The 26,527-nt window shown below is 48.6% G+C and carries 19 protein-coding genes; 17 read left to right on the top strand and 2 right to left on the bottom strand.

Annotated features, from left to right (window positions below):
• Window positions 1–12 precede the first annotated feature (12 nt).
• The 17 genes from IEY24_RS11185 (at window position 13) to IEY24_RS11105 (ending at window position 24,620) form a co-directional block, all read left to right on the top strand.
• Window positions 13–1,146 (top strand): MFS transporter, encoded by a 1,134-nt coding sequence (locus tag IEY24_RS11185; protein WP_188931672.1) that lies wholly within the window; start codon window positions 13–15, stop codon window positions 1,144–1,146.
• An 87-nt stretch (window positions 1,147–1,233) separates the two neighbouring features.
• Entirely contained in the window at window positions 1,234–1,395 is a 162-nt protein-coding gene (locus IEY24_RS11180) for a hypothetical protein (RefSeq protein WP_229221911.1), read from the top strand.
• A gap of 147 nt (window positions 1,396–1,542) precedes the next feature.
• Window positions 1,543–2,157: an RNA polymerase sigma factor gene (locus IEY24_RS11175; RefSeq protein ID WP_188931667.1), complete on the top strand. Its 615-nt coding sequence runs from the start codon at window positions 1,543–1,545 to the stop codon at window positions 2,155–2,157.
• Window positions 2,158–2,280: 123 nt separating this feature from the next.
• Window positions 2,281–3,390 carry a FecR family protein gene (locus IEY24_RS11170; protein ID WP_188931665.1) on the top strand — a complete coding sequence of 370 codons (1,110 nt, stop codon included), beginning with the start codon at window positions 2,281–2,283 and terminating at the stop codon, window positions 3,388–3,390.
• Between the two features lie 241 nt (window positions 3,391–3,631).
• Window positions 3,632–6,898: a TonB-dependent receptor gene (locus IEY24_RS11165; protein ID WP_188931663.1), complete on the top strand. Its 3,267-nt coding sequence runs from the start codon at window positions 3,632–3,634 to the stop codon at window positions 6,896–6,898.
• 12 nt (window positions 6,899–6,910) lie between these two features.
• Window positions 6,911–8,413 (top strand): RagB/SusD family nutrient uptake outer membrane protein, encoded by a 1,503-nt coding sequence (locus IEY24_RS11160; RefSeq protein WP_188931661.1) that lies wholly within the window; start codon window positions 6,911–6,913, stop codon window positions 8,411–8,413.
• A 162-nt stretch (window positions 8,414–8,575) separates the two neighbouring features.
• The gene (locus tag IEY24_RS11155; RefSeq protein WP_188931660.1) at window positions 8,576–9,751 is read left to right on the top strand and encodes a DUF3472 domain-containing protein; all 1,176 of its coding nucleotides are present in this window, start codon (window positions 8,576–8,578) and stop codon (window positions 9,749–9,751) included.
• Window positions 9,752–9,764: 13 nt separating this feature from the next.
• Window positions 9,765–10,295, top strand: a complete 531-nt coding sequence (locus IEY24_RS11150; protein WP_188931658.1) for a discoidin domain-containing protein — start codon at window positions 9,765–9,767, stop codon at window positions 10,293–10,295.
• Window positions 10,296–10,467: 172 nt separating this feature from the next.
• Entirely contained in the window at window positions 10,468–10,908 is a 441-nt protein-coding gene (locus IEY24_RS11145; RefSeq protein WP_188931656.1) for a hypothetical protein, read from the top strand.
• Complete coding sequence (locus tag IEY24_RS11140) at window positions 10,905–11,108, top strand: helix-turn-helix transcriptional regulator (RefSeq protein ID WP_188931654.1); 204 nt, start codon at window positions 10,905–10,907, stop codon at window positions 11,106–11,108. The genes IEY24_RS11145 and IEY24_RS11140 overlap by 4 nt, the downstream gene beginning before the upstream one ends.
• Before the next feature lie 226 nt (window positions 11,109–11,334).
• Window positions 11,335–11,916 carry an RNA polymerase sigma factor gene (locus IEY24_RS11135; RefSeq protein ID WP_188931652.1) on the top strand — a complete coding sequence of 194 codons (582 nt, stop codon included), beginning with the start codon at window positions 11,335–11,337 and terminating at the stop codon, window positions 11,914–11,916.
• 82 nt (window positions 11,917–11,998) lie between these two features.
• Entirely contained in the window at window positions 11,999–13,192 is a 1,194-nt protein-coding gene (locus tag IEY24_RS11130; RefSeq protein WP_188931649.1) for a FecR family protein, read from the top strand.
• Window positions 13,193–13,463: 271 nt separating this feature from the next.
• Window positions 13,464–16,832: a TonB-dependent receptor gene (locus tag IEY24_RS11125; protein ID WP_188931647.1), complete on the top strand. Its 3,369-nt coding sequence runs from the start codon at window positions 13,464–13,466 to the stop codon at window positions 16,830–16,832.
• Between the two features lie 16 nt (window positions 16,833–16,848).
• Window positions 16,849–18,360 (top strand): RagB/SusD family nutrient uptake outer membrane protein, encoded by a 1,512-nt coding sequence (locus tag IEY24_RS11120; RefSeq protein WP_188931645.1) that lies wholly within the window; start codon window positions 16,849–16,851, stop codon window positions 18,358–18,360.
• A 487-nt stretch (window positions 18,361–18,847) separates the two neighbouring features.
• A complete protein-coding gene (locus IEY24_RS11115; protein WP_229221909.1) occupies window positions 18,848–19,888 on the top strand; it encodes a c-type cytochrome domain-containing protein in 1,041 nt (346 codons plus the stop codon).
• Window positions 19,888–23,130, top strand: a complete 3,243-nt coding sequence (locus IEY24_RS11110; protein WP_188931644.1) for a DUF1553 domain-containing protein — start codon at window positions 19,888–19,890, stop codon at window positions 23,128–23,130. The genes IEY24_RS11115 and IEY24_RS11110 overlap by 1 nt, the downstream gene beginning before the upstream one ends.
• Window positions 23,131–23,135: 5 nt before the next feature.
• Window positions 23,136–24,620, top strand: a complete 1,485-nt coding sequence (locus tag IEY24_RS11105) for a DUF1501 domain-containing protein (RefSeq protein ID WP_188931642.1) — start codon at window positions 23,136–23,138, stop codon at window positions 24,618–24,620.
• A gap of 51 nt (window positions 24,621–24,671) precedes the next feature.
• On the opposite strand, the gene IEY24_RS11100 is transcribed toward IEY24_RS11105, so the two are convergent.
• Both IEY24_RS11100 and IEY24_RS11095 read right to left on the bottom strand, forming a co-directional pair.
• On the bottom strand, window positions 24,672–26,063 hold the full coding sequence (locus tag IEY24_RS11100; protein ID WP_188931640.1) for a S41 family peptidase: 1,392 nt from the start codon (window positions 26,061–26,063) through the stop codon (window positions 24,672–24,674).
• Window positions 26,064–26,084: 21 nt separating this feature from the next.
• Entirely contained in the window at window positions 26,085–26,507 is a 423-nt protein-coding gene (locus tag IEY24_RS11095) for a hypothetical protein (protein ID WP_188931638.1), read from the bottom strand.
• Window positions 26,508–26,527 lie beyond the last annotated feature (20 nt).

Here is a 26,527-nt window from a genome sequence, read left to right as displayed (position 1 = left end):
CATCACCCACGGATGCAAAAGCATATTGACGAGTTAAAATTGCCGATGTATGCATCGTTCAGCTTGACGTTTGCCCTGATGGGTGATGCGTTTTTGTATTCATTTTTGCCTGTGAACGCGCCCAGTATCCATGTGCCAATCATTTGGATCGGGACTATTTTGTCTATTAACCGTTTCACCAGGATCCTGCTTAACCCGTTAATTTTGCGCGTTTTCAGCCGTCTGGGCTTTCGTTTGCCAATGATTTTTGCGGCCATTGCCGCCGTATTTGCCACTGCAGGCTATGGTGCTGGTTTTGGTATTGCAACATTATTGCTGCTCAGGATCATCTGGGGCATATCGTATTCTATTCTTCGCGTCGGAGCAATCACCTATGCGATGGATTATCCTCAAAAAGGCCTTGCCTTGGGAGTGAGCCAAAGTATTATTGAATCCGGGCCGCTGCTGGCGCTTTTAATCGGTCCATTGCTTTTTGATCTGATCAGCCCGAAATTGATATTTTTCGTAATAGCGCTCCTTTCAACGCCCGGAATTTATTTTGCCATCAAACTTAAAGAAAGAGATCGCGCGCCAGGCCGGCAGTTCAGCTTCAAAGTGTCTTTTCCTTCAATTTTTAACCGGTTGGCGTTCTTAGGAGCTTTTGCAGTGGAAGGTATGCTTGTGGTTTTGATTGGTGCCTTGTTGCTGGGCGCTCGGCCCAATTGGTCAGCGGTTGAAATTACTGCCGCAGCTGCGGGGTTTCTGAGCTTTCGCCGGATTTGCTCTCTTCTGATTTCGCCGTTTGCCGGTTGGGCGGCTGATCGGTACGGACTCCCCAATATTTATTCAGGCTCTATCCTGTTGATTTGCTCAGGCCTATTGTTCGCAACAAATGGCTGGGCAATTACCGGGTTGGTTGTTGTGTTTACATTTTATAACGTTAATGTCTCTCTTGCGGCCGGGGCGGCATCAGCAGGCAAAGCCAACGTCACTCAGGCAGTATCCGAAAATGCCACGTTCAGGGATGCGGGCTCGGCCTTTGGCGCGTTAGCAGGTGGGTTTTTACTGGCTAATGATCATCTATACTTAATGTACGCGCCAATTGTTGTACTGTTAGTATTCTTCACCTGGAAATATCATCGACAGTCTGACGCATTCCCTGCGTAAAGCAATATTATAGATCTTGTCTATGGCAAATCCTCTGCATCTATCATCTTTCACTTTAACTGTAAGATTGCCGGCGCTTTGAATATCATGACCCGCACGTTGCAGCGGAAACTCCAAAAAGAAAATACTTCGTTCCGGGAATTAAGCGATGCCCTGAAATGCGAGTTTGCTTCCGCATTGCTAAGGCATGGTGCGTTCACTGTTTCGGAAGTTTACTACACCGGTCCGACAGCGCAGCGAATGATTTAACCGCAGCCGCGGACGACCTCAAAAGAATTTGTTAATTTACATCGAAAAACACCGGATACGCTACGTTCACCCGTCTGTGGACCCGGGAGTGGCTCAAAAAAGGAAATACGACACCAAACGACTGTCCAGGATACGGGGTACTTACAAATGGATTTTATCTACGCCACACAGGAACGGGAGATAAGTGATGAGCTTTGGAGTCAATTCAAAGCCGGCAATCCTGATGCTTTGGGCCGGCTTGCAGATATCCATCACCGCAGCCTGCTCAATTACGGGACCAAATTCTCCCGTGATCTGGAATTTATCCGTGATTGTATCCAGGACGTTTATCTCCAGCTATGGGAAAGAAAGCTTTTCCTTGCCGAAGACACCGTAGTTAAACCTTACCTGTTCAAATCGTTACGGAATAAGATCTTCAAGGAAAGTGTTCGCCTGAAACGCCTTGGTGAGTCATCAGAATTGCTCTTCGAGCCTGAGGATTCTTCGGGGACTATCGAGAGCAGTCTCATCGAAGACGAACTTCAGAATCGGGAATTGCATCGACTTAATCAAATCATTTCCGGGCTTTCCAAACGGCAGCGCGAGATTGTTTATCTTCGTTATTATCAGGGGCTCGGTAACGATGAGATTGCTGAAATTATGGATATCGGCAAACCCGGTGTGGCTAATCTCCTGTCCAAAACCCTGCGTGAAATGCGTGAACAATGGGGCGCTTATCTTTTAGCTTTTTGCTGCTATTTTCTTTGGCTAAAAGGGCATTAGGGAGCGTTTTAATGGCCTTTCTGAAATTTTTTTGAAAAATAATGATGATAAATCGGTGATTTGCGGATAATCATATCAAACGAGTGTGTTCGTGCACATCGAAAATCTGTCCAGCCACCATTTATGAGCAACGAAAGTAATATCGGATTTGAAGAGTTAGCGGGCAACCACGCATTTCGCAAGTGGGTTTTAAACCCGGCGGATCCTTCTGCGTCCTTTTGGGAAGGCTGGGTGAAAGAGGACGAAAGCAGAAAAGTAATAGTGGAAAAGGCCAGGCTGTTTGTTCTGGCTCTGGAAGAACGGTTTGGGGAAATCACCGATGAGAAAATAGCGCAGGAAGATATCCGGAAGTTGGTCGATGGTGTGAAAAACAGGAACATCCCGGCTTCGGCCATCTCGCGGGCACGTCACATTTTGAGAAAAGGCTACTTCTGGCGGATCGCTGCCTCATTTATCCTATTGGGAAGCCTGGGGCTATGGTATTTTCAAATGAAAAAGACCGATGTACCGGTTATTGTGCAGACTTATACGGGTTCGAAGAATACGGAATGGCTTACAAAAGTAAATAGCGACGATCAGACATTGACGGTTTTATTGAGCGATGGCTCTGTCGTTATGCTGGAAAAGGGAGGGGAATTGATCTACCCTGCAAGTTTTTCCGGCAGCAACCGGGCGGTGTATTTAAAAGGGGATGCATTTTTTGATGTGACTAAGGATGCACAAAAGCCTTTTCTAGTCTTCGCAGGTCAAACAGTAACCAAAGTGCTGGGCACCAGTTTTCGGGTGAGGACCAACAAAGAGGATGGAGGTGTGCTGGTGGCGGTGAAAACCGGAAAAGTTTCGGTATACAATCAAAATGAGTTCAGGAATGATGGGGCCGACTCGGCCACAAGCGTTGTGTTGACGCCCAACGAAGGAGTTGTTTTTAGCGCAAAAGCCAAAAAGAATGAAAAGGAAGTAATACGTGACCTGGCGATACTCGAAAGCTTACCGGATGATTCGGACGTCGTCTTTGAAGAACGGCCGGTTTCTGAGGTTTTTGACAGTATTGAAAAGAAGTACGGGATTGAAATTCTTTATGATGAGGCTCGGCTGGCTTCCTGTGTCGTATCGACAGTTTTCAGGGCAGAAGGATTGAAACAAAGGTTACATGCAACCTGCACGGCCATCGGAGCAACGTATAGCATAAAGGGTGAGAAAGTTGTCGTGCATTTAGCCAAAGGTTGCAAATAAAAACGTGAATCAACTACCTAACTATATCGTAATCTCTAAACCGCTTTCCTGCCTATGAATTAGTAGCCATCACAAAAAAAGCCAGCAGTGTTTGCCCCACTACTGACTTCAATTTTCCCGGAGCTGTGCAAGCGTCCTTCGCAAAAAGGACACGGGAGCAATTTGTCCGATTCTGAAAAGAACAAATCATTTCAAAAGTATGAAAAAACGTCGACAAAGAACTCAGTTGTTACTGATAGCAATGAGAATTTCATTTTACCAACTCTTACTGGCCGGTTTGTTCGCGGGGATTTCCTTCGCGAACAATGCGGATGCGCAGGAGCTTTTAAAGCAAAAGGTGTCCATTCATGTTAAAAATCAGGAGATTAAAAGTATTCTAAAAGAACTTGACAAAATTTGCGACGTACATTTTACCTATGCGCCGTCGATCTTTCCGGCGCGACATCGGGTAAATATTCAGGTAAGCAACAAATCGCTGGGAGAGGTTTTGGATGAACTGCTCACACCGCTGGAGATAAACTATCAGGTAGATGGCCAGCAAGTGATTTTGAAGAAGGAGGAAAGTGAGCCCGAACTGTCGACCGACGAAGTAAACAACTCCACCTTGCTGGACAAGCAGATCAAAGGCACCGTGAAAGACGAGAAAGGCGATCTGTTGGCCGGGGTCACGATCATGGTAAAAGGGTCGAATCAGGGAACTGTTACCGATGCGGGGGGGAGTTTTTCGCTCAATTTGTCGGATACGGATGTGAGTACCGCCTTACTGGTTTTCAGTTTTGTGGGATACCAGTCCACCGAAGTTCCGGCCAACGGGCAAACGACTTTTGACATTACCCTGCAGCCGTCCGTAAACCTGTTGGAACAGGTGGTCGTAACTGGGTATGGGTCGAAAAAGGCGAAATACCTTTCCAGTTCCGTCGCGGTGATACCCAATGAGAAATTGCGGGACGTAACTTCGAATGAGCTATCGAGCCTTTTGCAGGGTAAAGCCCCTGGCGTAGTGGTATCAACCAGCTCGGGAGATCCAACCAGCGGATCAAATATCCTGATCCGTGGGGCAGGTACCATTTCGGCAAGCACAGCCCCCCTGATTATTGTGGATGGGAATATCGGAGGTTCTTATAATCCTACTGATATCGAATCTGTTACTGTTTTGAAAGATGCTGCCGCTACCGGCCTTTATGGGTCCCGCGCCGCGAATGGCGTGATCATCATTACGACCAAGATGGGGAAAGCCGGTAAGACAAAAATTGATTTCAGCACCACTTTGGGCTTTGCTGAGGCGACAACCGGGAATTTCAAGCTGATGAATTCCCAGCAGTTGTACGATTATCAGAAAACATTTTACGACCGCGATCCGTCCATCGTGAATACCAATACCAATTGGTGGGACCTGGCGTTCAGAAAGGGTTTTGTGAATAGCTACACTTTGTCGGCGTCGGGAGGTTCAGAAAAGACCCAGTTTTACGTTTCCGGAAACTATTACAAGGAGCAGGGAACTGTCCTGGAAAATGATAAAACGGGGTATAATTTCCGGTCTAATATTACTTCTCAATTGACCAAGAAGTTGAAATTGAGCGTATTATTCAATGGTATTTTCACGCAGGACAATTACGAGAACAGCGGTACGCTTTACGATGCCTATGTAAACATGCCTTTCGACGCGGCATATAATGCGGACGGAAGCCCCATCGACGGCCGGATTGCGGCAAACTGGCAGGGGAGGGACCGCGAGAACTTTTTGCACTCCCTTCCATACAACTACTCTAAAGCAAGAAGTCTGAATGTCAATACAGACGTCAACCTGGATTACGCCATCACGCCCAAGCTGACATTCTCGACCTATAACCGCGTTCGCTTTTTCGACTATAAAGACGCAAGTTATTACGATAAAAGAACAAAGCAGGGTGGTGCGAATGGGGGCGAATTGTACAATTCCCGGTCTTATACTAGCCGTATACTGACCTCGAACAGGTTACGATACGAGGAGAGTTTCGGATTGCATAACCTGGCTGTTCTCGCGGTCGGCGAAGCGGAGCGCAATTATTATGACGATGCGTCCATTTCAGGGAAAGGGCTTCCTCCGGGAAGAGATGTGATGTCGGTGGCCACGGATATTATCAATAACCCGACGGGGGGCAATGATCAGTATAGTTTTAGCAAATACCTTGCGCAAGCCGACTACAATTTTGACAACCGTTATTTCGCGATCGCGTCTTTTGTTCATGAATATTCTTCCAAATTCGGAAGCAATAATCCGGCGGGTAACTTTTATCAGTTGGGTGGCTCGTGGATTGTCAGCAACGAAAACTTCATGAAGCAATGGAAAACCATCAGCTTTTTGAAGCTCCGCGCCAGCTACGGAACGGTGGGTAATGCCGATGGTATATCCAATTACGCGGCACTTGGGCTATATAGTATCTCACAGGACGCCAGTTATGCCGGCCTTCCGGGAGCGGCCCCCTCGCAGAAGGGCAACCCCGATTTATCTTGGGAGAAAATGAAAACAGCCAATATCGGCGCGGAAATTGGTTTGTTCAACAACAGACTCGATCTGACCGTTGACGCATACGAGAAGAAATCAAGCGCACTTTTGTACAAACAACCTTTGCAGGCTACAACCGGTTACAGCTACCGCTGGGTAAATGCGGGGGCCGTCAGAAACCGTGGTATGGAGTTCAGCGCCACTTCGAAAAATATCGTCGGCGTCTTCAACTGGGAAACGAACCTGAACGTGTCATTTAACCGCAACAAGGTTTTAGAGCTCAGCGACGGAGCGACGGTGTTTAACTCCGGTGCACGTCAGCCTATCGCGGTTGGACACAATATGGATGAATGGAATCTGCCCATCTGGGCTGGTGTGGACCCCGCCAACGGAGATCCGTTGTGGGAGAAGATCGTGACCGATGCAGACGGGGCGAAATACAAGGTGTTGACCAACTCTTACAGCTCGGTGGCCACGGCGCAGTCGCGGCAGTTTACGGGAACCTCGGCAGCTCCGAAATTTACGGGCGGGTTGAGTAACACCTTTTCTTACAAAGGCATATCCCTGAGCACGTTTTTCAATTTCGTATACGGTAATGAGATTTACAACAACAGCCGGGCGTATTTCGATAATGACGGTTTATACGAAAGCTACAATGCGATGGTCTTGGCCAAAGGATGGAGCAGATGGGAAAAGCCCGGCGATATCGCCACGCATCCGAAACCGATCGTTGGCGGAAATCATGACTCCAATCAATCGTCGTCGAGATACCTGGAAGATGGAAGCTATATCCGTTTGAGAAACATCAAATTGAGTTATGCCCTGCCGGCAGCCTGGCTTGCCAAAAGCGGGATCTCTAATCTGAATATATTCCTGAGCGGAGATAACCTGTGGACTGCCACCAAATTCTCAGGGCCTGACCCGGAAGTGTCATTCACCCAAACCGATCTCAGCTCCGGGGTTTCAAGTTTCAAATATCCGATCAGCAAGAAATTTCTGTGCGGAGTAAATATTTCATTCTAAATCAGATAGGCGATGAAAGCGAACGATCTTTATAAATATATCCTGTCAGGCGTACTGATAGTAGGAGCGTCGGCCTGCGAGGAAACTTTTGCTCCTTCCACGGCAATCGAAGAAACCTCCGCACTGACCAATGCGGGTGATGTTGAAACGGCAACTATTGGTACATATGCGGTGCTGCGAAATCCGTCCTATGTGCGAAGCGTCCATTTCCTGACCGAGTTCCCAAGCGACGAGGTGGCTCAGGGACAGTCCTCTTCCGACGACCTTACGCGTGCTTACCGGTATACCCATATTAATACCTCCTCACATTGTACCAATTTCTGGGGGCAGGCCTACAAGGTAATAGCCGCGGCGAACAAGATCATTGCCTATGTGGCAGATGACGCATCCGCGGACCTGAAACAGCTCAAAGGAGAGAATTTGTACCTGCGCGCGATGATGCATTACAATTTGGTGCGCGTTTTCGGGCGGCCGTATCCGCAGGGCAATGGCGCGGGCGCGGGTGTGCCTATATTGAAAGACGGTCTTTCAGATGAAGAAACAACGGGCCTTTCGAGAAGTTCTGTGAAAGAGGTTTATGACTTCGTGATCGCGGATCTTTTGAAAGCGGCTGACCTCATGTCGGTCGACAAGGGTAATTCCTTTGCTTCAAAAGAGGTAGCATATGCGCTCTTGTCGCGGGTATATCTATACAAGGAGGATAATGAGAATGCGGTTAAATATGCAGATTTAGTAATCAACTCGGGGCGGTATGCTCTGCTCGATGGCGCCAATTTTCAGGGATATTTCAAGATGGACCCTGAAACGAATCCTGAAACGATCATGTGCATCCGTCACACCAAAGTTCAAAACCAGGACTTCTCGGCGATTGGATCGATGTATTTCAGCGGTGATGTTGCCGGCAATCCGGCCGGACAGGGCGTTAGCGGGTGGGGCGAAATATATGCTTCCGAAAAGCTGGTTAACCAATATGCACTGCATCCCAAGGATCTGCGGAAAAGCTTTATCACGCCTTATGTATTAAATGGCGTGCAGCAAAAGAACCTGAAACTGACCCCGCAGACACCCATGTATTATGTCAACAAATACAATCTTCAGGAGAGTATTATCAATCTCAGCTCGCCGGTGTATTTGCGTCTTGCGGAAATGTATCTGAACCGTGCCGAGGCCAATGCCAAACTGGGTAAAACAGCCGCGGCGCTTGCGGATGTGAACATCATCAGAACAAGGGCAGGGCTGGATGATGCACTTTATACCTCGCTCCCTGCGGGTAAAACGGCGCTCGATATTGTATTGGAAGAGCGTTGGATGGAATTGGCATTCGAAGGGCACCGTTCCTATGATCTTTTCCGGAACAACCGTTCAATGATCCGGAATTACCCGGGAACACATTCGCTTAACAACACCCCGACGACGAATGTCAACCAGACGGTGCCGGCAACCGATGCCCGCGTGATATTTTTTATACCGCAGTCAGAAATAGATAAGAACAGCAAACTGACCCAAAATCCGTAACTGTTACGCCTAATTTTAAACGGACGCCAACATCTGTATGCTATGAATAAATTGTGTTTGATTACTGTCCTATTTGTATGCGCTCTGACGTGCAGTTATGGTTGCACCAATAGGGCTAAGAATGACCCCAAAGAAGAGGTACTACCTGATCCAACACCCAAAGTGAGTATTCCCTTAGCTGGGAATGCCTATATCACCAAAGGTGCTGCCGGGCAATCTGAAAAGATCACCAGTAAGGGGCTCGTCAACTGGACCACACCCGGCGTTGTGACAAGCATCTGGTTTCGTGCGGCGCAGCCGGGAGAGCTCACGGTATTTCTAAAGGCCGGCGTTGCCGGCGGCGGAACAAGCAAGGTGAAAATGCGTGTGAACGGGACTGCTTTCGACGTTAGTTTAACAGGAGCGGATGCAAAAACCTATTATGCCGGAAAAGTGAATATAGCGGCAGAAGGTTATGTGAAAGTGGATCTGGAGGGCGTCAGTAAATCCGGCCCCTCGTTTGCCGACGTGTCCGATATTCAGATTGGTGGGGTCGCAGCCAACGGCGCGATTTACGCCAATGATCCTGAGAACTTCTACTGGTCAAGACGAGGGCCGTCGACGCATGTCAATTATACCGTTCCTGCCGGTGATATGGAATACTTTTACAATGAATTGGTGGTACCCGAAAAGCAGGATCAGATTGGTTCCTTTTTCATGTGCAATGGATTCAGTCACGGATATTTCGGTATACAGGTGAAGTCGGAATTGGAGCGCTGGGTTTTGTTTTCTATCTGGGATCCTGACGGCGGAACAACGGTGCCCGTTAAATCGGGAGAAGGCGTGGTAACCAAACGTTTCGGTGGCGAAGGGGAAGGAGGACAGAGTTATTTTGTCTATAACTGGAAAGCGGGTAGTACCTATAAATTTCTGACGAAGGGCAAGCCGGATGGTAATGGAAACACACTTTATTCGGCATGGTTTCGCGGACCAGAGCACGATAAGTGGCAATTTATGGCCACCTGGAAGCGGCCGCTAACGGCGACTTATCTGGCCAGAATTCATTCGTTCCTGGAAAATTTCATTCCTGAACAAGGCTATCTGGAACGCAAGGGCACCTGGGGCAATCAGTGGGTGAGAGATGTGAATGGAAAGTGGACTGAGGTAACTTCCTTCAAGATGGGTGTTGATGCCACAGGTAAAAACAAACAAAGGATGGATTTCGGAGGAGGTGTTGAAAACGGCCGTTTTTTCCTCAGGAACGGTGGTTTCTTTAATACCTATGTGGAGGCGGGAACTCCTTTCACACGTCCGGCAGGAGGGCAGCTGCCGCAAGTTGATATCGAAAGTTTACCTTAAAAATGGAGAGAAAATGAAAAAGAATATATTTCAACTAATGATGACCTTGGTAGTAACCGCTTCGTTTATGGGTTGCTCTGATGATAAGATGGACTATCCCCTGGCTGCCAAAGCTGACCGTTCGGGCTGGACCGTTACAGCGGTGTCCAGCGAACAGGGAGATGGCTCCGAGAATACAGGTTTAGCTTCGGCAGTGCTGGATGGGGATTTGAACACCATTTGGCACACACAATATGATCCCGACCATCCGGGGTTTCCACATTGGTTTGTAGTGGATATGAAGAAGCCCAACAAGATGATTTCAGTAGATCTGACGGCCCGCCAAAACAACAAGAATGGTTTCACCAAGTTCAAATTGGAAGGAAGCGCCAATGGCGAATCATGGACAAATCTCGGAGAATTTAAATTTGTTCCGGCAACCATCACGCCGCAGAGTTTTCCGGTTTCATCAGCCGTTGGATACCAGTATCTCAAATTTACGGCATTAGAAGGGCTCGCTGTGCATACGTTCCTGGCTGAAATGGAAGTATTTGTGCATGAGTAAACAGCGGTTGCAGCCGGGTTAACCGACCGTTAAAGTAAATCGAAGGGTAACGAACAGCATATTTTGCTGCTTGTTACCCTTTTTTTGATTCTAACACGTGGTTTCCCGGCAATGACATTATACTATTGTCTATTATTGGCGATATTTTGTCAATTATACTTGACAAAAAGAAATGTTTACCTATCTTTATGAGGCTAAACATTCAACATCTATATTTATGGAACGATCTGGGAAAAACGAAAGCCAAAACTCCGTAATTTTCGCGCTCATCTACGGGGCTACCTACCTGCCCGCGGCATGGTTGTTAAAGCATCAGATGATCGGCAAACCACTTTCGATAATCGTAGCAATAATACCGATTATCACATTCGCTCTTTTTGTGTTGAAGTTGATCAAGGCATTTTCGGTAATGGACGAAGTAAGGCAGCGTGTGCAATTGGAAGCGGTGGTTATCGGGTTTTCATTGACGGCCATGTTAATAATGCTCTTGTTTTTGCTCGAACTTTGTGGTGTTTCTAATCCTGGTTGGTTTGGCTATGGCCACCTTGTGGGATATTGTTGGCTGTTTTATTTTGTTGGCTGGTTCGTTTCGAAGAAAAAGTACGATGTATGAAGAACACGATAAAGGTTGAACGGGCTAAGAAAAACTGGACTCAGGCCGATCTTGCAAAGCATATCGGGATATCGCGACAAGGTCTAAATTCGATTGAAACCGGGAAATTCATTCCCTCTACTGTACTCGCGTTGCGAATGGCGAAAGCTTTTAACACTACTGTTGAAGTATTGTTTCAGCTGGATGACACAGAACAGTGACTGGCTGACCGGCTTTCTTCCAACACCGGTCTGTTGCTGAACTTTGCCTAAGGAACTATGGTGATTACGATATTTATTTGTACAATTCTTCTGTTTGGCTAGTTTTGTGTATATTCGCAGCGGCTCCTACCTAATAATGCAAAGCACAAGAGTACCGGAAATGGCAGACAAAATTCCGATTTATTGGAAATGAGGCCTGTGCGGCGCTGTTCGAATCATTGTTAACATGAATTTTTATCGTCAAAATAGTGACCTTGAGTTAGCCCGGCTGATAGCTGAGGATGACCCCCAGGCGTTCGGTGAAATCTATCAGCGCTACAAAGGTGTGCTCTTTTTACATGCGTACCGGATGTTGGGAGATGACGACGAAGCCAAGGATATTTTGCAGGAGCTTTTCACGGTACTCTGGGTTAATCGAAAACAGATCAAACTGCACACCTCTTTTTCATCCTATCTTTACAAGGCCCTGCGAAACCGGATTTTCGACGCCATCGCTCACAAAAAGGTTGAACAGAAATACATAGAATCCCTGGCGTGGTTCATGGAAGAAGGGGAATGCGTAACGGATCAGCAGATCAGGGAGCAAGAGCTTACCCAGATCATTGAAAGTGAAATTTCCCTGCTGCCTCCCAGAATGAGGGAGGTGTTCGAGATGAGCAGAAATACGGACCTTTCCTACAAGCAGATCGCCGAAGAGCTGCATATATCCGACAAAACGGTCAAAAAACAAGTCAGCAGCGCCCTTCATATTTTGAAACACAAAATTGACCTTGTCTTCATTGTTGTGCTCATATCCCTGAAAATGTAAAAAAAAGTAATTTTTTTTCAACAGGATACTACTCTGGCCTGACTTCCCCGTCCTATATACACTAAGGATAAAAACTTGTGTAATGGACGAATCTTCTGCCAAAGACTTATTACGGAAATATCGGGACAATACCTTGACCGACGAGGAAATGGCTTTGCTCGAAAGCTGGTACCTCGCCAGGGCAAAGTCCGCAAACCTCGCGTTGAATACCGATGAACTGGAAAAACAGCTCGATATGGTTTGGGAGTCGCTTCCGCTGAACCAGGAGAGGGCTTTGCGCCAAAAGACGCGGACCCTCCCGTTGCTAAAATGGGTTGGAGTAGCGGCGTCGGTGGTTATTGCTGCAACAATAGGGTTGAATTTTTTCCGTAAAGCGAAACCTCAACCGCCTGTCAGCCAGGGTGTAGTTGTCGGGGACGCCATACCGGGCGACAATAGGGCCAAGCTTACGCTGGCCAATGGGCAAAGCATTATGCTGCACGAAGCGGTCAATGGGAAGCTGGCCCAGCAGGGTCAAACCGCTGTGATCAAGACGAAGCAGGGAGAAATCGTGTATGAATTTGAGACGCAGGAAGGCAGTGGCCCTTCGCGCGGCCTTGCATATAATACGATCAGCACGCCACGGGCGGGGCAATATAGAATCAAACTTCCGGACGGAACGGGCGTTTGGTTGAACGCCGCGTCGTCCATTCGCTTCCCGACCGTGTTTCCGACGGAGGAAAGAGTCGTGGAGATAGTAGGTGAAGCCTATTTTGAAGTGGCCAAAGTTTCTAAAAATAAAAAAAGGGTCCCCTTTAAAGTAAGATCAGGCAACCAGATAATTGAAGTCCTCGGGACCCGCTTCAACGTGAATAGCTATGCCGATGAAGGGGCCATCAAAACCACCCTGCTCGAAGGGAGCATCAAATTGAAAGTAAACGGTGCAGAGGATCGGGGCGTGTTGCTCAAACCCGGCGATCAGGCCCGGCTTGTAACCAATATCAGGAAAAACGCCAGCCAGCCGGCCCGCCCTTTCGAAGTCAAACAGATCAACACCAGCAATGTAATTGCCTGGAAGGAGGGTTATTTCAGGTTTGACAATGTGGGATTGCCGGAACTGATGAGGCAATTGGCGCGATGGTATGATATGGAGGTGGTATACGAAGGCACCATCAAAGATTATGAATTTGTAGGACAGATCGAACGGGATGCGAAGCTCTCAAAAGTGCTCCGGATACTGGAACTCGGAGACGTGCATTTCAAAATCGACAATAAGAAAATAATCGTGACCAACTAACCCTAAACCCCTGACCTAATCCTTTTTGCTATGGTAAAATAAAAAAGAAAAAATCCACGAAACCAGGGCCATTAAAAAGCCGCTTCAGTTCTGACCCTGAAACGGCTCGTGGCTTGGTATTACCCCAATCCGCAGAGCGGACCCCGGGGAGAATTGCCCTTTTTGCGAAACAACAATTTTACACCCAAACCCCGCCAAAAATATGCAAATTATTTTACACGGGAAAATAGCGTATATACGATATCGTTACTTTCTCAAATTGATTTTGATCATGAAGTTAATGGCCCTGCTCTTAGCCATCGCATGTGTGCATGTGTCAGCCGAAGGTGTTTCGCAGAAAATAACCTTTTCTGTCAGGCAAGCGCCGCTTTCCAGCGTGTTTACCCGCATTGAACAGCAAACGGGATACAAATTTTTCTATGATAATAAAATTGTAAAAAAGGCGAAAAAAGTGACGGTCTCTCTTCAGAGCGCATCTGTCAATGAGATCATGGACGAGGTACTGGCGGGGCAGCAGCTCACCTATTATATCGTGGATAAAACCATTGTAATTAAAGAGAAGAAGACTCAAGGCTTTGAACCTCAATCGCTCGCGCCGCAGGATATATCCTCTCCGAGGGAAAATACGCTCGGGGACTCCAGGATGAATCTCGATAAGAGAATGAAAGAGTTATTGCAGGAAAACCTCGACAAGGCGGAGCGAAAGGAAATTGCCATTCAGGGGGCTGTCACCAACAAAGCGGGAGAGGCCCTCCCAGGCGTGAGCATTCTCGTCAAAGGGGCGTTGATTGGAACCGCTTCCGATGTGGATGGTAAGTTTCAACTGGATGTGCCTGACCAGAATGCTAAGCTGGTTTTCAGTTATGTGGGCTATGTAACGCAGGAAATCGCGGTAGGAACATCGAAAATTATTGATGTGGTGATGGCCGAAGACGATAAAGCCCTGGAAGAAGTGGTGGTGATAGGGTATGGAACCCAGCGAAAAGTAGATGTAACGGGTTCGGTAGCGTCCGTCAGCAGCACAACAATTACGGAAAGACCATCCCCCAATGCGCTAGGTGCTCTGCAGGGTCTCGTTCCGGGATTGAATATCACTTCCAACTCCGGGCGCCCCGGCGATATGCGCGTGAATATCAGAGGATTTAATTCAATCAATGCTTCCAATAACCCATTATTTGTTGTGGATGGGGTGATCGGAGTGGATTATTCTACGATCAACCCGAATGATATTGAAACTATCGACGTTTTGAAAGATGCTTCTTCCACTGCCATTTATGGAGCCAGGGGGTCGGGCGGGGTAATTATCATCACCACCAAGCGCGGTAAGGATGGAAAGACGGCTGTAAGTTTAAATCTTACAGGAGGCTACAACGTATTACCGAGGGAAATTCCGCTTCTTAACTCTACGCAATATCAGGCGATGGAGAAGGCGGCATACGGCTTCGTTCCCGGCAGGGCCTACCCCGATTTCGCGAAACTTGAACCATTGCTTTATAATGCAGATGGTACCCCAAAATACAATACCAATTGGCAAAAAGAGGTTTATAAACCCACTTTTTCTCAAAATTATAACTTGTCGATCTCCGGTGGTAACCCCAATGTGAAATACAGCATGAACTATGGGTATCAGGATGATCATGCCTTAATGCTATTCACATATCTGAAGAAATATTCGGCGAGAATTAATGTTGATGCAAAGGTTAACAGCTGGCTCACGACGGGTATAAATTTGTCGGGAATCGGCACTAAAGAGCGCATTCAGGACGACCAGGTAGGAGGCTTTAACGGGCCCCGGAATGTCATGGAGCAGTTGCCTATGATCCCCGTAAAAATGCCTGACGGCTCGTGGGGAGGCAATTTTATGCATTTAAATTCAGAAGGCTCCGATAACCCGGTAAACCTGTTGACCAATTACTATAATATTAATAATAAAATTAATGTTCTCGGCGGCTCGTATATCAATGTCCGTTTTTCAGATAGTTTCGAATTCAAAACAAGTTTATCAGCGGAAAGTTTTACAAACAAAAACGATATATCGTCCAGCGGTTCCGCAGTACAGCGAGGACTTTACCAGAGAATCCGCGCAGGAATAAACGCCGAGAGATATTTTTACTGGCAGAGTTCCAGCTATTTTACCTATAAAAAGCAATTGAATGAAGCCAATAACTTAAATGTCATTCTGGGAACCGAGTGGGCTAAAAAGCACGACGAGACTTTTGGCGTTTCTGCCTCAAATTTTGACAGTGATTTCTATCTGGCCAATAACCTGGGAGCCGGAATCGTTCCCAGTCCTCCTACGTCTAATGCTTATGACTGGCAGATACACTCGTATTTTTCCCGGGTAACTTATTCTCTTTTAGACAGATATTTGTTTACCGCAACAGGGCGGTACGACGGGTCTTCGAAGTTTGGGGCAAATCATAAATATGCATTTTTCCCCTCCGCCGCAGTAGCATGGCGTGTGTCAGAAGAGAACTTTTTAAAGAATTCGAGGATAGTAAGTGATTTAAAATTAAGATTAAGCTACGGTAGCACCGGGAATTCAGAAATTGGCCAGTACCAATCAATCGGCGCCCTGGCGTCCAACACGGCGATATTCGGGGGCTCACGCGCGGGAGGACAGGTGCAAGGCAGGATTCCCAATCCCAATCTTCAGTGGGAAAAGACCAATCAGTTCGATGCAGGTGTAGATCTGGGCCTGTTCAACAACCGCATTAATGCAGTGGCCGACTTTTACAACAAAATCACGACCGGTCTGCTGCTGAATGCCCCGGTACCTTTTTCGTCAGGATTTGACAATGTGCTGACTAACATTGGGTCGGTGCGCAATAGAGGTTTCGAACTGGGTTTAAACACGCGCAATCTCATAGGTGCATTCAAGTGGAACACTACTGTCAACTTTTCGGCCAACAAGACAAAAATATTGGCATTGGGATTGAACAACGAGGATATTTTTCCCGGACCCGGATTCCTCGACCAAACCAATATATTGCGGGTCGGAGAATCTGTGGGAACGTTTTACGGGCTTACCCGTCTGGGGACATGGGGAGAACATGAAGCTGATGAGGCCGCGAAAGTGGGCGCTAAGCCTGGCGACATAAAAGAGTCGACAACCAAAAGTATTCTGGGGCATGCGTATCCGAAGTTTGTGTCGGAAATCATCAATAAGTTCTCGTATAAAAATTTTGAACTGCTTGTTGACATCCAGGTAAGTGAAGGCAATAGTGTATTAAATCTTGGTTATGCCACCTCCGAAGACAGACAAACGCTTGCCAACAGTTACACGACGGTACTGGATGCCTGGACGCCGTCCAATCAGAACACCAGCATTGCGCGCGTAAGATTAAATGGTGATGGCCCCTCATTGCGCCAGGATAGCCACTATGTTCAGGACGGATCTTTCATCAGAGGTAAGAATATTTTATTGTCTTACACTTTTCCTAAAAGTATCGTTACCGCGCTGCACCTAAGCAACTTGCGCATGTTTGCCGGGGTTCAGAATGCATTCCTGATCACCAAATACAAAACAGGATACGACCCGGAAGTATCGACCTACCCTCAGGCTTTCGCTTACGGGATTGAATTCTACGCGCAGCCAAAAGCCAGGACATTCAATTTTGGTATCAATGCTAGTTTATAATTCTACAAATAAGACTATGAAAAATATCAGGATACTAATTGCGCTTGTAAGCATGTCTGTAATGTCATGCAACGACTTCCTGGAAGAAAAGCCAGCAAGTTTTTATACACCGGACAACTACTATACAAGCTATCAGCAAGCGCAAAATGCCGTGAACGGTATTTATGCTTCTACACGCGATTTCTATAGTCCGGTGGGCCTTTACGAAGAAAATGCTATGCTCATGCTGGAAAACCCTACTGGCCAGGCAAAAAGTGATATCAATCAATCGAACAACAATGCCAATTTAAGGAACCTCAATATGCAAACCACAGACCTGTATTTCAGGGTATGGTGGCGTAGTTCCTATAAAGGTATCGGTGCGGCAAATCTGGCCATTAAGAACATACCGTTGATTTCATCTGCTGTTGTTACAGATGTTCAAAAAAGTCAGTTGCTGGGACAAGCCAGATTTTTGCGGGCGTGGTTCTATTTCAACCTGGTAAGAATATTTGGCGACGTGCCGTTGGTTAGCGATCCTGTCAGCAGCGCGGTCGGGCTTCAGATACCGCGGACACCCGTAAAGGACATCTATGAGCAACTAATTGTGCCCGATTTACTTGCAGCGGAACAAAGCGGGTTGCCGTTTTCGGATAACACGGGCAGGGTAGCCATTGGGGCGGTAAAATCACTGTTGGCAAAAGTGTATCAAACCATGGCGGGTTTCCCGTTGCAGCAAAAGGATAAGCTGCCTTTGGCCAAGCAAAAAGCGATGGAAGTGATCAGCTCCGGGAAATATACCCTTTACCAAAACTATGATCAGTTCCGTGACCCGGCAAATGATAATAGGATGGAGAACATTTTCATGGCGCAATTCGCATCTACAATTGCAGTGAGTCCTATGTTCGCCTTTACCCTCCCAAGTTTCAGCCTGATCTCCAATGGACAGCAGGAAATAGGGACGCTTCTGCCGGACGATACGTTTTTCGCATCGTACAGCGCGAATGACCTTCGGAAGCAGGAAAGGCAATTTTTCTATTCCCACGCTCCCAACTTTTCGACAGGGGCCAATGTGCAGTTTAAAAATGGGCAGCATATTTTCAAATACTGGGATGACGTAGCCCAGGCCAGCGGGCTGGGTTCCGGCAAATGCTTTCCTGTGATCCGCCTGTCGGATATCATGCTTCTCTATGCGGAAGCTCAGAATGAAAGTGAGGGCGCACCGGATGTAAATAGCTATGAATATATCAATGCGATCCGTAAAAGGGCACAGCTGGCGCCATTGGCCGGCCTGAGCAAAGAGCAGTTTCGCCAGGCCGTGTGGCGCGAAAGAAATCATGAGCTTTGTTTTGAAAACCAAACATGGTTTGACATGGTCAGAACGAGGATGGTATATGATACTAAAAACGACACATTCGTCCCGATGCTCGGATATGCATTCCCGCGGGACAATACCATCAAATTCCAGGAGAAGCATTATTTATTCCCGATACCCCAGGATGAAATGAATGCAAACCCTAAGCTGGCTCCGAACAATCCCGGATATTAAAAACAACAATAGCAAAGTGAGAATGGGTGAATCCCGCGAGGCATTCACCCATTTCGAGTGTAACTTATTTATCGCAGGTTCAGCATATGTTTAACGTCGGGTCCATCGGACATCTTCATCCTCTCCTGGTCCATCTGCCCATAGGTATTTTGCTATTCGCCGCGGCGCTTATGCTTTTTGGCAAGATCGCCAAAGCAGAGGTTGGGCAAGCGGTCTCCTTTGCATGGGGAGCCGGTACGTTTTTTGCCTTTCTGTCGTGCGGGGCAGGTTGGCTGCTGGCACAATCGGGTGAATATGACCCGGATATGGTTCAAATACATCAATGGACCGGACTACTGACCGCCGGACTGGGAACAATAACCTTTTTCATGGTCAAATACCGCTGGGTCCCGGCCACGATAACGGTAATTGTGCTCTCCATTGCCGGGCACTACGGCGGGAACCTCACCCAGGAGAGGGATACCTTTTTTCAAACGGGGAAGAGGCCTTGCAGGCCGGAGAGCCCGCCGGGCCATCAGAAGACAAGGTGGTGGCTGTTACAGATTCAACCGGAAAGAAGCTTATCCGCCGGACATTTATATACAGAGACCAGGTAGCGCCTGTTCTTAAAGCCAAATGTTACAACTGCCATTCGGCTTCTAAAAAGAAGGGGGGGCTCCGGCTCGATTCCGAAGCGTTTATCCGGAAGGGCGGAAAAAATGGCAGCGTACTCGTGGCGGGTAATCCTGCAAGGAGCAAATTGTTTTCCTATCTGCTGCTGCCCGAGGGAGACGATCGGCATATGCCGCCCAAAGGCAAATTGCAACTTTCGCGCCAGGAGCTCGCTATTATTCAGAACTGGATCCAGCGTGGAGCTTCATTCAAAGAAGAAATAGAGGAGATTCTCCAAAGCGGGGACGATCAGCCCGTCGCGACGCTCCCGCTGTTGCCGGCAGACTCTTCCCACGCGACGGCAGCGATCCCGCAAGAACCCGAATTGGAAGCCGCATTGCTGAGCAAGCCCGTGAATGTGCCGGATCAGCAGATTTTACAAAGGCTGAAAGCACAACACGTTTCGCTTACAAAAATGTCGTCCGGCTCGGAATACTTATCCGCCAATTTTGTGAATACGAGAGATTTCAATGCGGAAACAGTCCAGACGCTGCAAGGCATTCAAAACCAGGTAGTGCGGCTGCGGTTGACAGGCCAGCCAGTTAAGGACAGCGATGTGAAACATCTCGCGCAATTTAAAAACTTAACGAGGCTGAATCTGGAAAATACGCAGATCACCGACAGTTCTCTTGAACTCCTCGCCACATTACCCAATCTCGAACATCTGAACCTTTACGGCACGTCCGTCACGGATGAAGGATTGGCCAGGCTAGCCGGTTCGCCGAACCTGAAAGTGGTGTATTTATGGCAAACAAAGACTACACCGGAGGGCATAAGCCGGCTTCGAAAAGCGCGGCCGGACATTAAAGTAGAAACCGGTACCCAACAGCTCGCCAAACCGGATACCAATAAAGTACAGTTAAACGATAGTAAGTGATGATCAAATATTTGATGTTTTTACTGGCAGGTATACCACTGTGGTTTTCGCAAGGCCCCGGGGGCAAGGATATTAAGGTACCTGCCGAGGTGACCGCCGAGATGACGAAACTACCTGCGCAGCTCGACTATAACCGGCATGTAAAGCCGGTCCTGTCCGATAAATGCTTTGCATGCCATGGCCCCGACAAAGCCAAGCAGAAAGCCGGCCTTCGGTTGGACATGCCGAAAAATGCCTTCGGACAGCTTCCAGAAAGCCCAGGGAAGGTCGCTATTAAGCCAGGTGACTGGGCCAAGAGTGAGGTCGTCCACCGTATTCTTTCCGATGATCCCGATTTCAGAATGCCTACACCCCAATCGCACCTGACGCTGGACGCGCGCGAAAAAGCCGTATTGATGAAGTGGATTAAGGATGGGGCCGAATATAAACCGCATTGGGCATTCGTCAAACCGCAGAAATCGCCGGTCCCAGCTGTAAAATCTGGCGATGAAGCGGTAGCTAACCCCATTGATAATTTCATACTGGCGGGGCTTGAAAGGGAAGGGCTCCGGCCCGCGGCCGAGGCCGACAAAGAACTGCTGCTCCGAAGGCTCTCGCTGGATATTACCGGCCTTCCACCGACGATTGAGCAATTGGATGCTTTTGTGGCGGATAAAGCCCCGAATGCATATGAAAAGCAGGTGGACAGGCTCCTGGCTTCCGCCCATTACGGGGAAAGAATGGCTGCCGACTGGCTCGATGCGGCCCGGTTTGCGGATTCGCACGGGTACTCGACCGACCGCCTGCGAGACATGTCACCCTACCGCGACTGGGTGATCCGCTCCTTCAACCAGAATATGCGTTACAGCGACTTTATTCACCTGCAACTTGCGGGGGATCTCATGAAAGGGCCGGGAAATAGTGCCCCCACCAGGGATATGCTCATTGCCACCGCTTTTAACCGGCTGCATCAGCAGAATATGGAAGGGGGTATTGTGGAGGAGGAATTTCAGACAGAATATGTGATGGACCGGACCAATACGGTAGGGGACGCATTTATGGCGATCTCACTGGGTTGCGCACGCTGCCATGACCACAAGTACGACCCGGTTTCCCATAAAAACTACTATGAGCTGTTCAGTTTTTTTAACAATGTACGGGAAGCGGGACAAATCTCCCTGAATGACGACTTGCCGACGCCGACCCTGATGCTTCCCAATGAAAAGCAGGAAAAGCTGATGCAATTTATGCGTTCGGCTATTTCGGAAAAAGAGGCGAAGTTGTCGGGAGCAAATACGTCTACCGGTTTTCAGCAATGGCTTGCTTCGGGGGATTATCAAAAACTTGCGGGAGAGACTACTCCCAAAGCGGGCTTACAGGGGCTTTATGATTTTGAAGACTCTCTTTCCAACAGCATCAATAAAGCGCAAAAGGGTTTGATGAAGCGGGACGCAGGAGACAAGGATAGGCCCGTATTTGAAAAGACTGCGCGCGGGCAGGTGCTTGTATTGAATGGGGACAGCTACGCGGATCTCAAAGATGTAGGGGTCTTCCGCAAGTCGGAACCTTTTTCGGTGGGTATATGGGCCTGGTTCCCCAAAGATTTCAAGGAAGGGGTTATCTTTCATAAAGGTAATGCGGAGCGTTTATTCAATTTCAAGGGCTATCATCTCTTGATGAAGAACAATTTGCTGGAAATTAGCATGGCGCACACCGCACCCTCCAATGCGATTACCCGCCACAGCCGCCAGCCCGTACCGCGTGAGAAATGGGTACACCTGACCATGACTTACGATGGCTCGTCAACCGCCCGGGGTTTCCGGCTGTACCAGGACGGCGTGGAGGCGCCCATGGAAACAGTAGTCGACCAGCTCTACAAAGACATTATCTTTTATCAGAAAAATGAACCGGCGCTGCAGATCGGAGGCTGGTGGCGCGGGCAGGGCTTCAAAGGTGGGAGGGCGGACGATATAGCCGTATACAACCGGGAACTGACGCCCTATGAAGTGCGCATATTGGCCGGCAAATCGAGTTGGGCGAGCCTGGCCGGCAAAAGTGAGGCAAACCTTAATGATAATGAAAAAGAAGCATTGCAGGCATACTATCGTCAGGTTATAGATGCGGGAATGCAGATCGAAAGGGAGGAGCTCCTTCGCCTTCGCAGGGCATTCGACGATTCGATCCGGAATGTGAATGAAGTGATGGTCATGCAGGAAATGCCAAAACCTAAAAAGAGCTTTCTGCTTCAACGAGGCCAGTATGATATGCCCGCCGAAGAGGTTTTCCCAAATACCCCGACTGCGATCCTCGCATTCCCCGACAGTTTACCTAAAAACAGATTGGGACTGGCAAAATGGCTCACCAGCAACGACAACCCGTTGACCGCCCGGGTAGCCGTGAACCGCTACTGGCAGAATTTCTTTGGTGTGGGACTGGTAAAAACGGCAGAGGATTTTGGTAACCAGGGCGCGCTGCCGAGCAATCCCGAACTGCTCGACTGGCTGGCTGTGACGTTTCAACAGGACTACGCCTGGGATGTGAAACGGTTGGTGAAGCTGATGGTCATGTCCAGGGCTTACCGGCAGGACTCCCATACAAGTCGTGAACTTTTGGAAAAAGACCCTGATAACCAGCTTTTGGCAAGAGGCCCGTCGGCAAGGCTTTCGGCTGAAATGATCCGTGACAATGCGCTGGCAGCAAGCGGGCTTTTGAACCCGAAAATCGGGGGAAGGAGCATCAAACCTTACCAGCCGGAGGGCTTGTGGGAGATCAACAGCATGACTTACAAGGCCGATACCACCGATGAAGTCTACCGCAGAAGCGTGTATGTAATTGTAAAACGCTCAGTACCCAACCCCACACTCGCGACATTCGACGCATCTTCGCGCAGTAGCTGCATTGTAAGGCGCCAGCGGACGAATACGCCTTTGCAGGCCCTGGTGACGTTAAACGACCCTACTTTCCTGGAAGCGGCCAAGGTAATCGGCGAGCAAATGGCGAAAGTGCAGGATACCGGTGCGGCGATCGTGCAAACCTACCGTAAACTCACCGGGAGAACCCCGCAGCAAAGAGAAGTAACCGTACTTGAAAAGCTGCGAAAAATGGAGTTGGATAAATTCAGGTCGCATCCTGAAAAATCGAAAGGATGGCTGAAATCGGGCATGTACGTGCCCGACTCGTCGCTGGACGCAGCCGCTGTGGCCGCAAATGCGGTGGTAGCGATCACTATTTTAAACTCAGATGCCACATTAACCAAAAGATAAAGGGTATGACAGCACATCACGACGAACCATTCCGAATGCACACACCGGACCTGGCGGATTTGAACCAAAAATTGGACAGACGGGCTTTTTTTCTGCGAACGGCCTCAGGCCTGGGCGCGCTCGCGCTGGGCAACCTTCTATCAAATACGGCCCAGAGCGCACCCATGAGCGAAAAGACGTTGGAGTCGATCAGACAGCAGGTGGCTCCCAAAGCGAAACGGGTGGTATACCTGTTTATGGCGGGAGGGCCGTCGCAGTTCGAAACCTTCGATTACAAACCGAAGCTGGCCAACATGCTGGGCAAGGGGCTCCCCGATTCGGTCCGTGGCGGCCAACGCCTTACCGGGATGAGCGCCAATCAGGCAAATCTGCCCATTGCACCCTCGCTTTACAAATTCGGGCAATACGGGAAATCCGGGGCCTGGGTAAGTGAGTTGTTACCTTACACAGCGCAGGTTGTGGACGAGCTTTGCATTGTAAAATCCCTTTTTACCGAGCAGATCAACCACGATCCTGCGATCACATTTTTTCAAACCGGGCACCAGTTGCCCGGCAGGCCGTCGATCGGCTCATGGGTGAGCTACGGCCTGGGGTCCGAAAACCAGAATTTGCCGGCATTCATTGTGCTGGTCTCTAAAAACGCATCGAAAGATCAGCCGCTCTACGCGCGATTGTGGGGAAACGGCTTTCTGCCATCAGAACATCAGGGCGTACAATTTCGCTCCGGTAAAGACCCCGTGCTATTTTTGAATAACCCCGAAGGCTATGATGGCTCTGACCGGGAAAAGATGCTCGGCTACCTTACCGAGCTCAACCGGATGCAGAATGAAAGCTGGGGCGACCCGGAAGTAAATGCGCGCATTTCGCAGTATGAAATGGCTTTCCGGATGCAGACTTCGGTGCCGGAAGTGATGGATACGGCCGGTGAGCCGGACGAGGTATTTGAGTTGTACGGGCCCGACAGCCGCGATAAAGGAACCTATGCCGCCAATTGCCTGCTGGCGAGGAAGCTGCTGGAAAAGGACGTGCGGTTTGTTCAGTTGTATCACCAGGGATGGGACCACCATGGGTCATTACCCAAAGGAATGGCTAATCAATGCAAGCAGGTCGACCGCGCAACCGCGGGGCTGATCGTGGATCTGAAGCGCCGTGGAATGCTTGAAGACACGCTCGTTGTCTGGGGCGGCGAATTCGGCAGGACCGTATATTCACAAGGCAAACTCACAGCCAGCGACTATGGCCGCGACCATCACCCGAGATGCTTTACGATGTGGATGGCAGGAGCCGGGGTGAAAGCCGGGTTCAGTTATGGTCAGACGGATGATTTTAGCTACAACATTATCAAGGATCCTGTACATGTTCATGATTTTCAGGCTACCCTGCTGCACTTGCTGGGCGTTGATCACGAACAACTCGTGTACAAGTACCAGGGCAGGAGATTTCGCCTTACGGATGTTCACGGCAGGGTGGTGAACGAGATCCTGACGTGACCTGTTGCTTTGTTTAGTTAAATATTTGAAAATCAAATATTTGTTTGGTTGTTATTGGTGGTTTTCAAATGCCTTTTGGAGCTGAGGGTCCCGGCCTTCGAGCATATCGGAAATGGTAGCGGTGACAGCGTATTCTGGAATAATGCCCCGTCCGTGCAGTTTGGCTGGTTTCACTGCATTAGCGTACCTGACTGTGGGTACGGCTATTTGAATGCTCGAATAGGGCAGGGTTACCCTCACGGTTCCTCCCGAGTTATTGCCCTCATAACCTCCGCCGGTCTCTTCACCGATGAAGATTGCCCTGCCGTTGCTGCGGGCGATGGCGCAAAAGTCAGCTGCGGTAGAAAATGTCCGCCCGTCGATGAGTACAAATACTTTCTGCTGAAAATGGATTTTGGCAGGTTGCTGGACAGCAAGTCCCGGGTGGTCGTTGGCAGTCATGACCGGCTTGGACCTGGATTGAAGCGCCAAAAAATATCGGAATGGCTCAACGGTCAGGTAAGAATACAGTAATGCGCCGTAAATATCATCACCTCCACCGTTTCCCCGCAAATCGATGATCAGGCGCGTTATTTTTCTCTGTTGCAGTTCCTGAAATGCGGTTTCCAAAAAGGCCGGAAAATCCTGATTGGCATCGTTAATTCTTTGCTTGCTGAATGTACGGATGGTTAGCAAGGCCAGTGAGTCGCCGGGGTAGGTAATTTCAAGCGGCCTGGCATTGCTGCCGGTTTTATATGCCGGGCAAAGCGTGTTTTCAAATTTTGCTGATTTCAGGGTGACCTCCCGCGGATTACCGCCTGCCGCTGCTAAACTCACCCTATAAGTCGCTTTAACGCCATAGATGAAGTTGTACAGGAACAGAAATGCGTCGTTATTCAGCGTAGCGTTTTTCTTCGTCTCAATTTTTCCGTCCGAGGGCAAGTATAGCATGAGTTTCCGGCGGATATTTTCAATAGGCTCTCCGTCGATCGATAGGATTTCTGATCCTGCCGGTGCATTTTCATCCTTGCTGCAAAGCACAAACGCGTGGCCATCTGCAAACCAGACTTTTAGCGGAAACATCGGTACGCCCGCTGCGTAGCTTTCCATTATTTCGCCGGGCAGACTGCCGCTCGTATGCCCGCATTCAAGGGCGCTGACTGCAAACCGAATCAGATTGTTGAACCTAATCAGGCTCATCGGACCGCTAATGCTTGCCTGACAGCTGTCCAGCAGTTGGTTTAAAGATTCCTCAGGCCGGTAGCGGTACATGTCGGGATGATGTTGGCTTAATGCCGTTCGAAAAGATTGAAAATCATCGCGAAGCTGTGATGTTTCCATCAGCCGGTCAAAATCGGATTCCGTTTTTGACTGGCCAATCGCACCTCTGATACTCAGCAGCAACAGTAAGGCAAAGGCAATAAGAACCCGTTCCCATAGAATGGGTAGTTTCGGATGCGTCATGGTTGATTGATTTATAATGAATTAATGATCAGCTCTCTTTAGAAAAATGTAGTAGCCCATAAAGCTTACCGATAGGCATAGCGACAAAGCAGCCAATGCGGCCCAAACGGGAGGGTTTGTAAGTGCAATTATGGTAAAGCCCAAAGCCAAACCCAGGAAAATAGCGAGCCATTTGATGCAAGCCTGCAAGTTTTCCCGACGATCTGATTTCAATAAAAGTGCTGCCAGCTGCTCGGTCACGCCGGATTCAAGGACTTTCTCTCTGAGGCGGTATTGAAAATAGCGGTTGGTTAGTTCTAACAGGAACACGAGTATAAAAGCAATTAGCAGGACTGTTACCCCGAGCGCAATCTGGTCACGATCAATGTAGGTACTTTTTGATGTTTGCGCGCTCGCCAAGGCGGGAAGCAGTGCTATGAATAGGGTTAATATGCGCTTTTTCATGTTTATTTAGCCGTTTACAG

It is taken from the genome of Dyadobacter endophyticus (genome assembly GCF_014641595.1).
Taxonomy (GTDB): domain Bacteria; phylum Bacteroidota; class Bacteroidia; order Cytophagales; family Spirosomataceae; genus Dyadobacter; species Dyadobacter endophyticus.
Note: the sequence above shows the minus strand (reverse complement) of the source record. Positions and strands in the feature narration are given on the sequence as shown.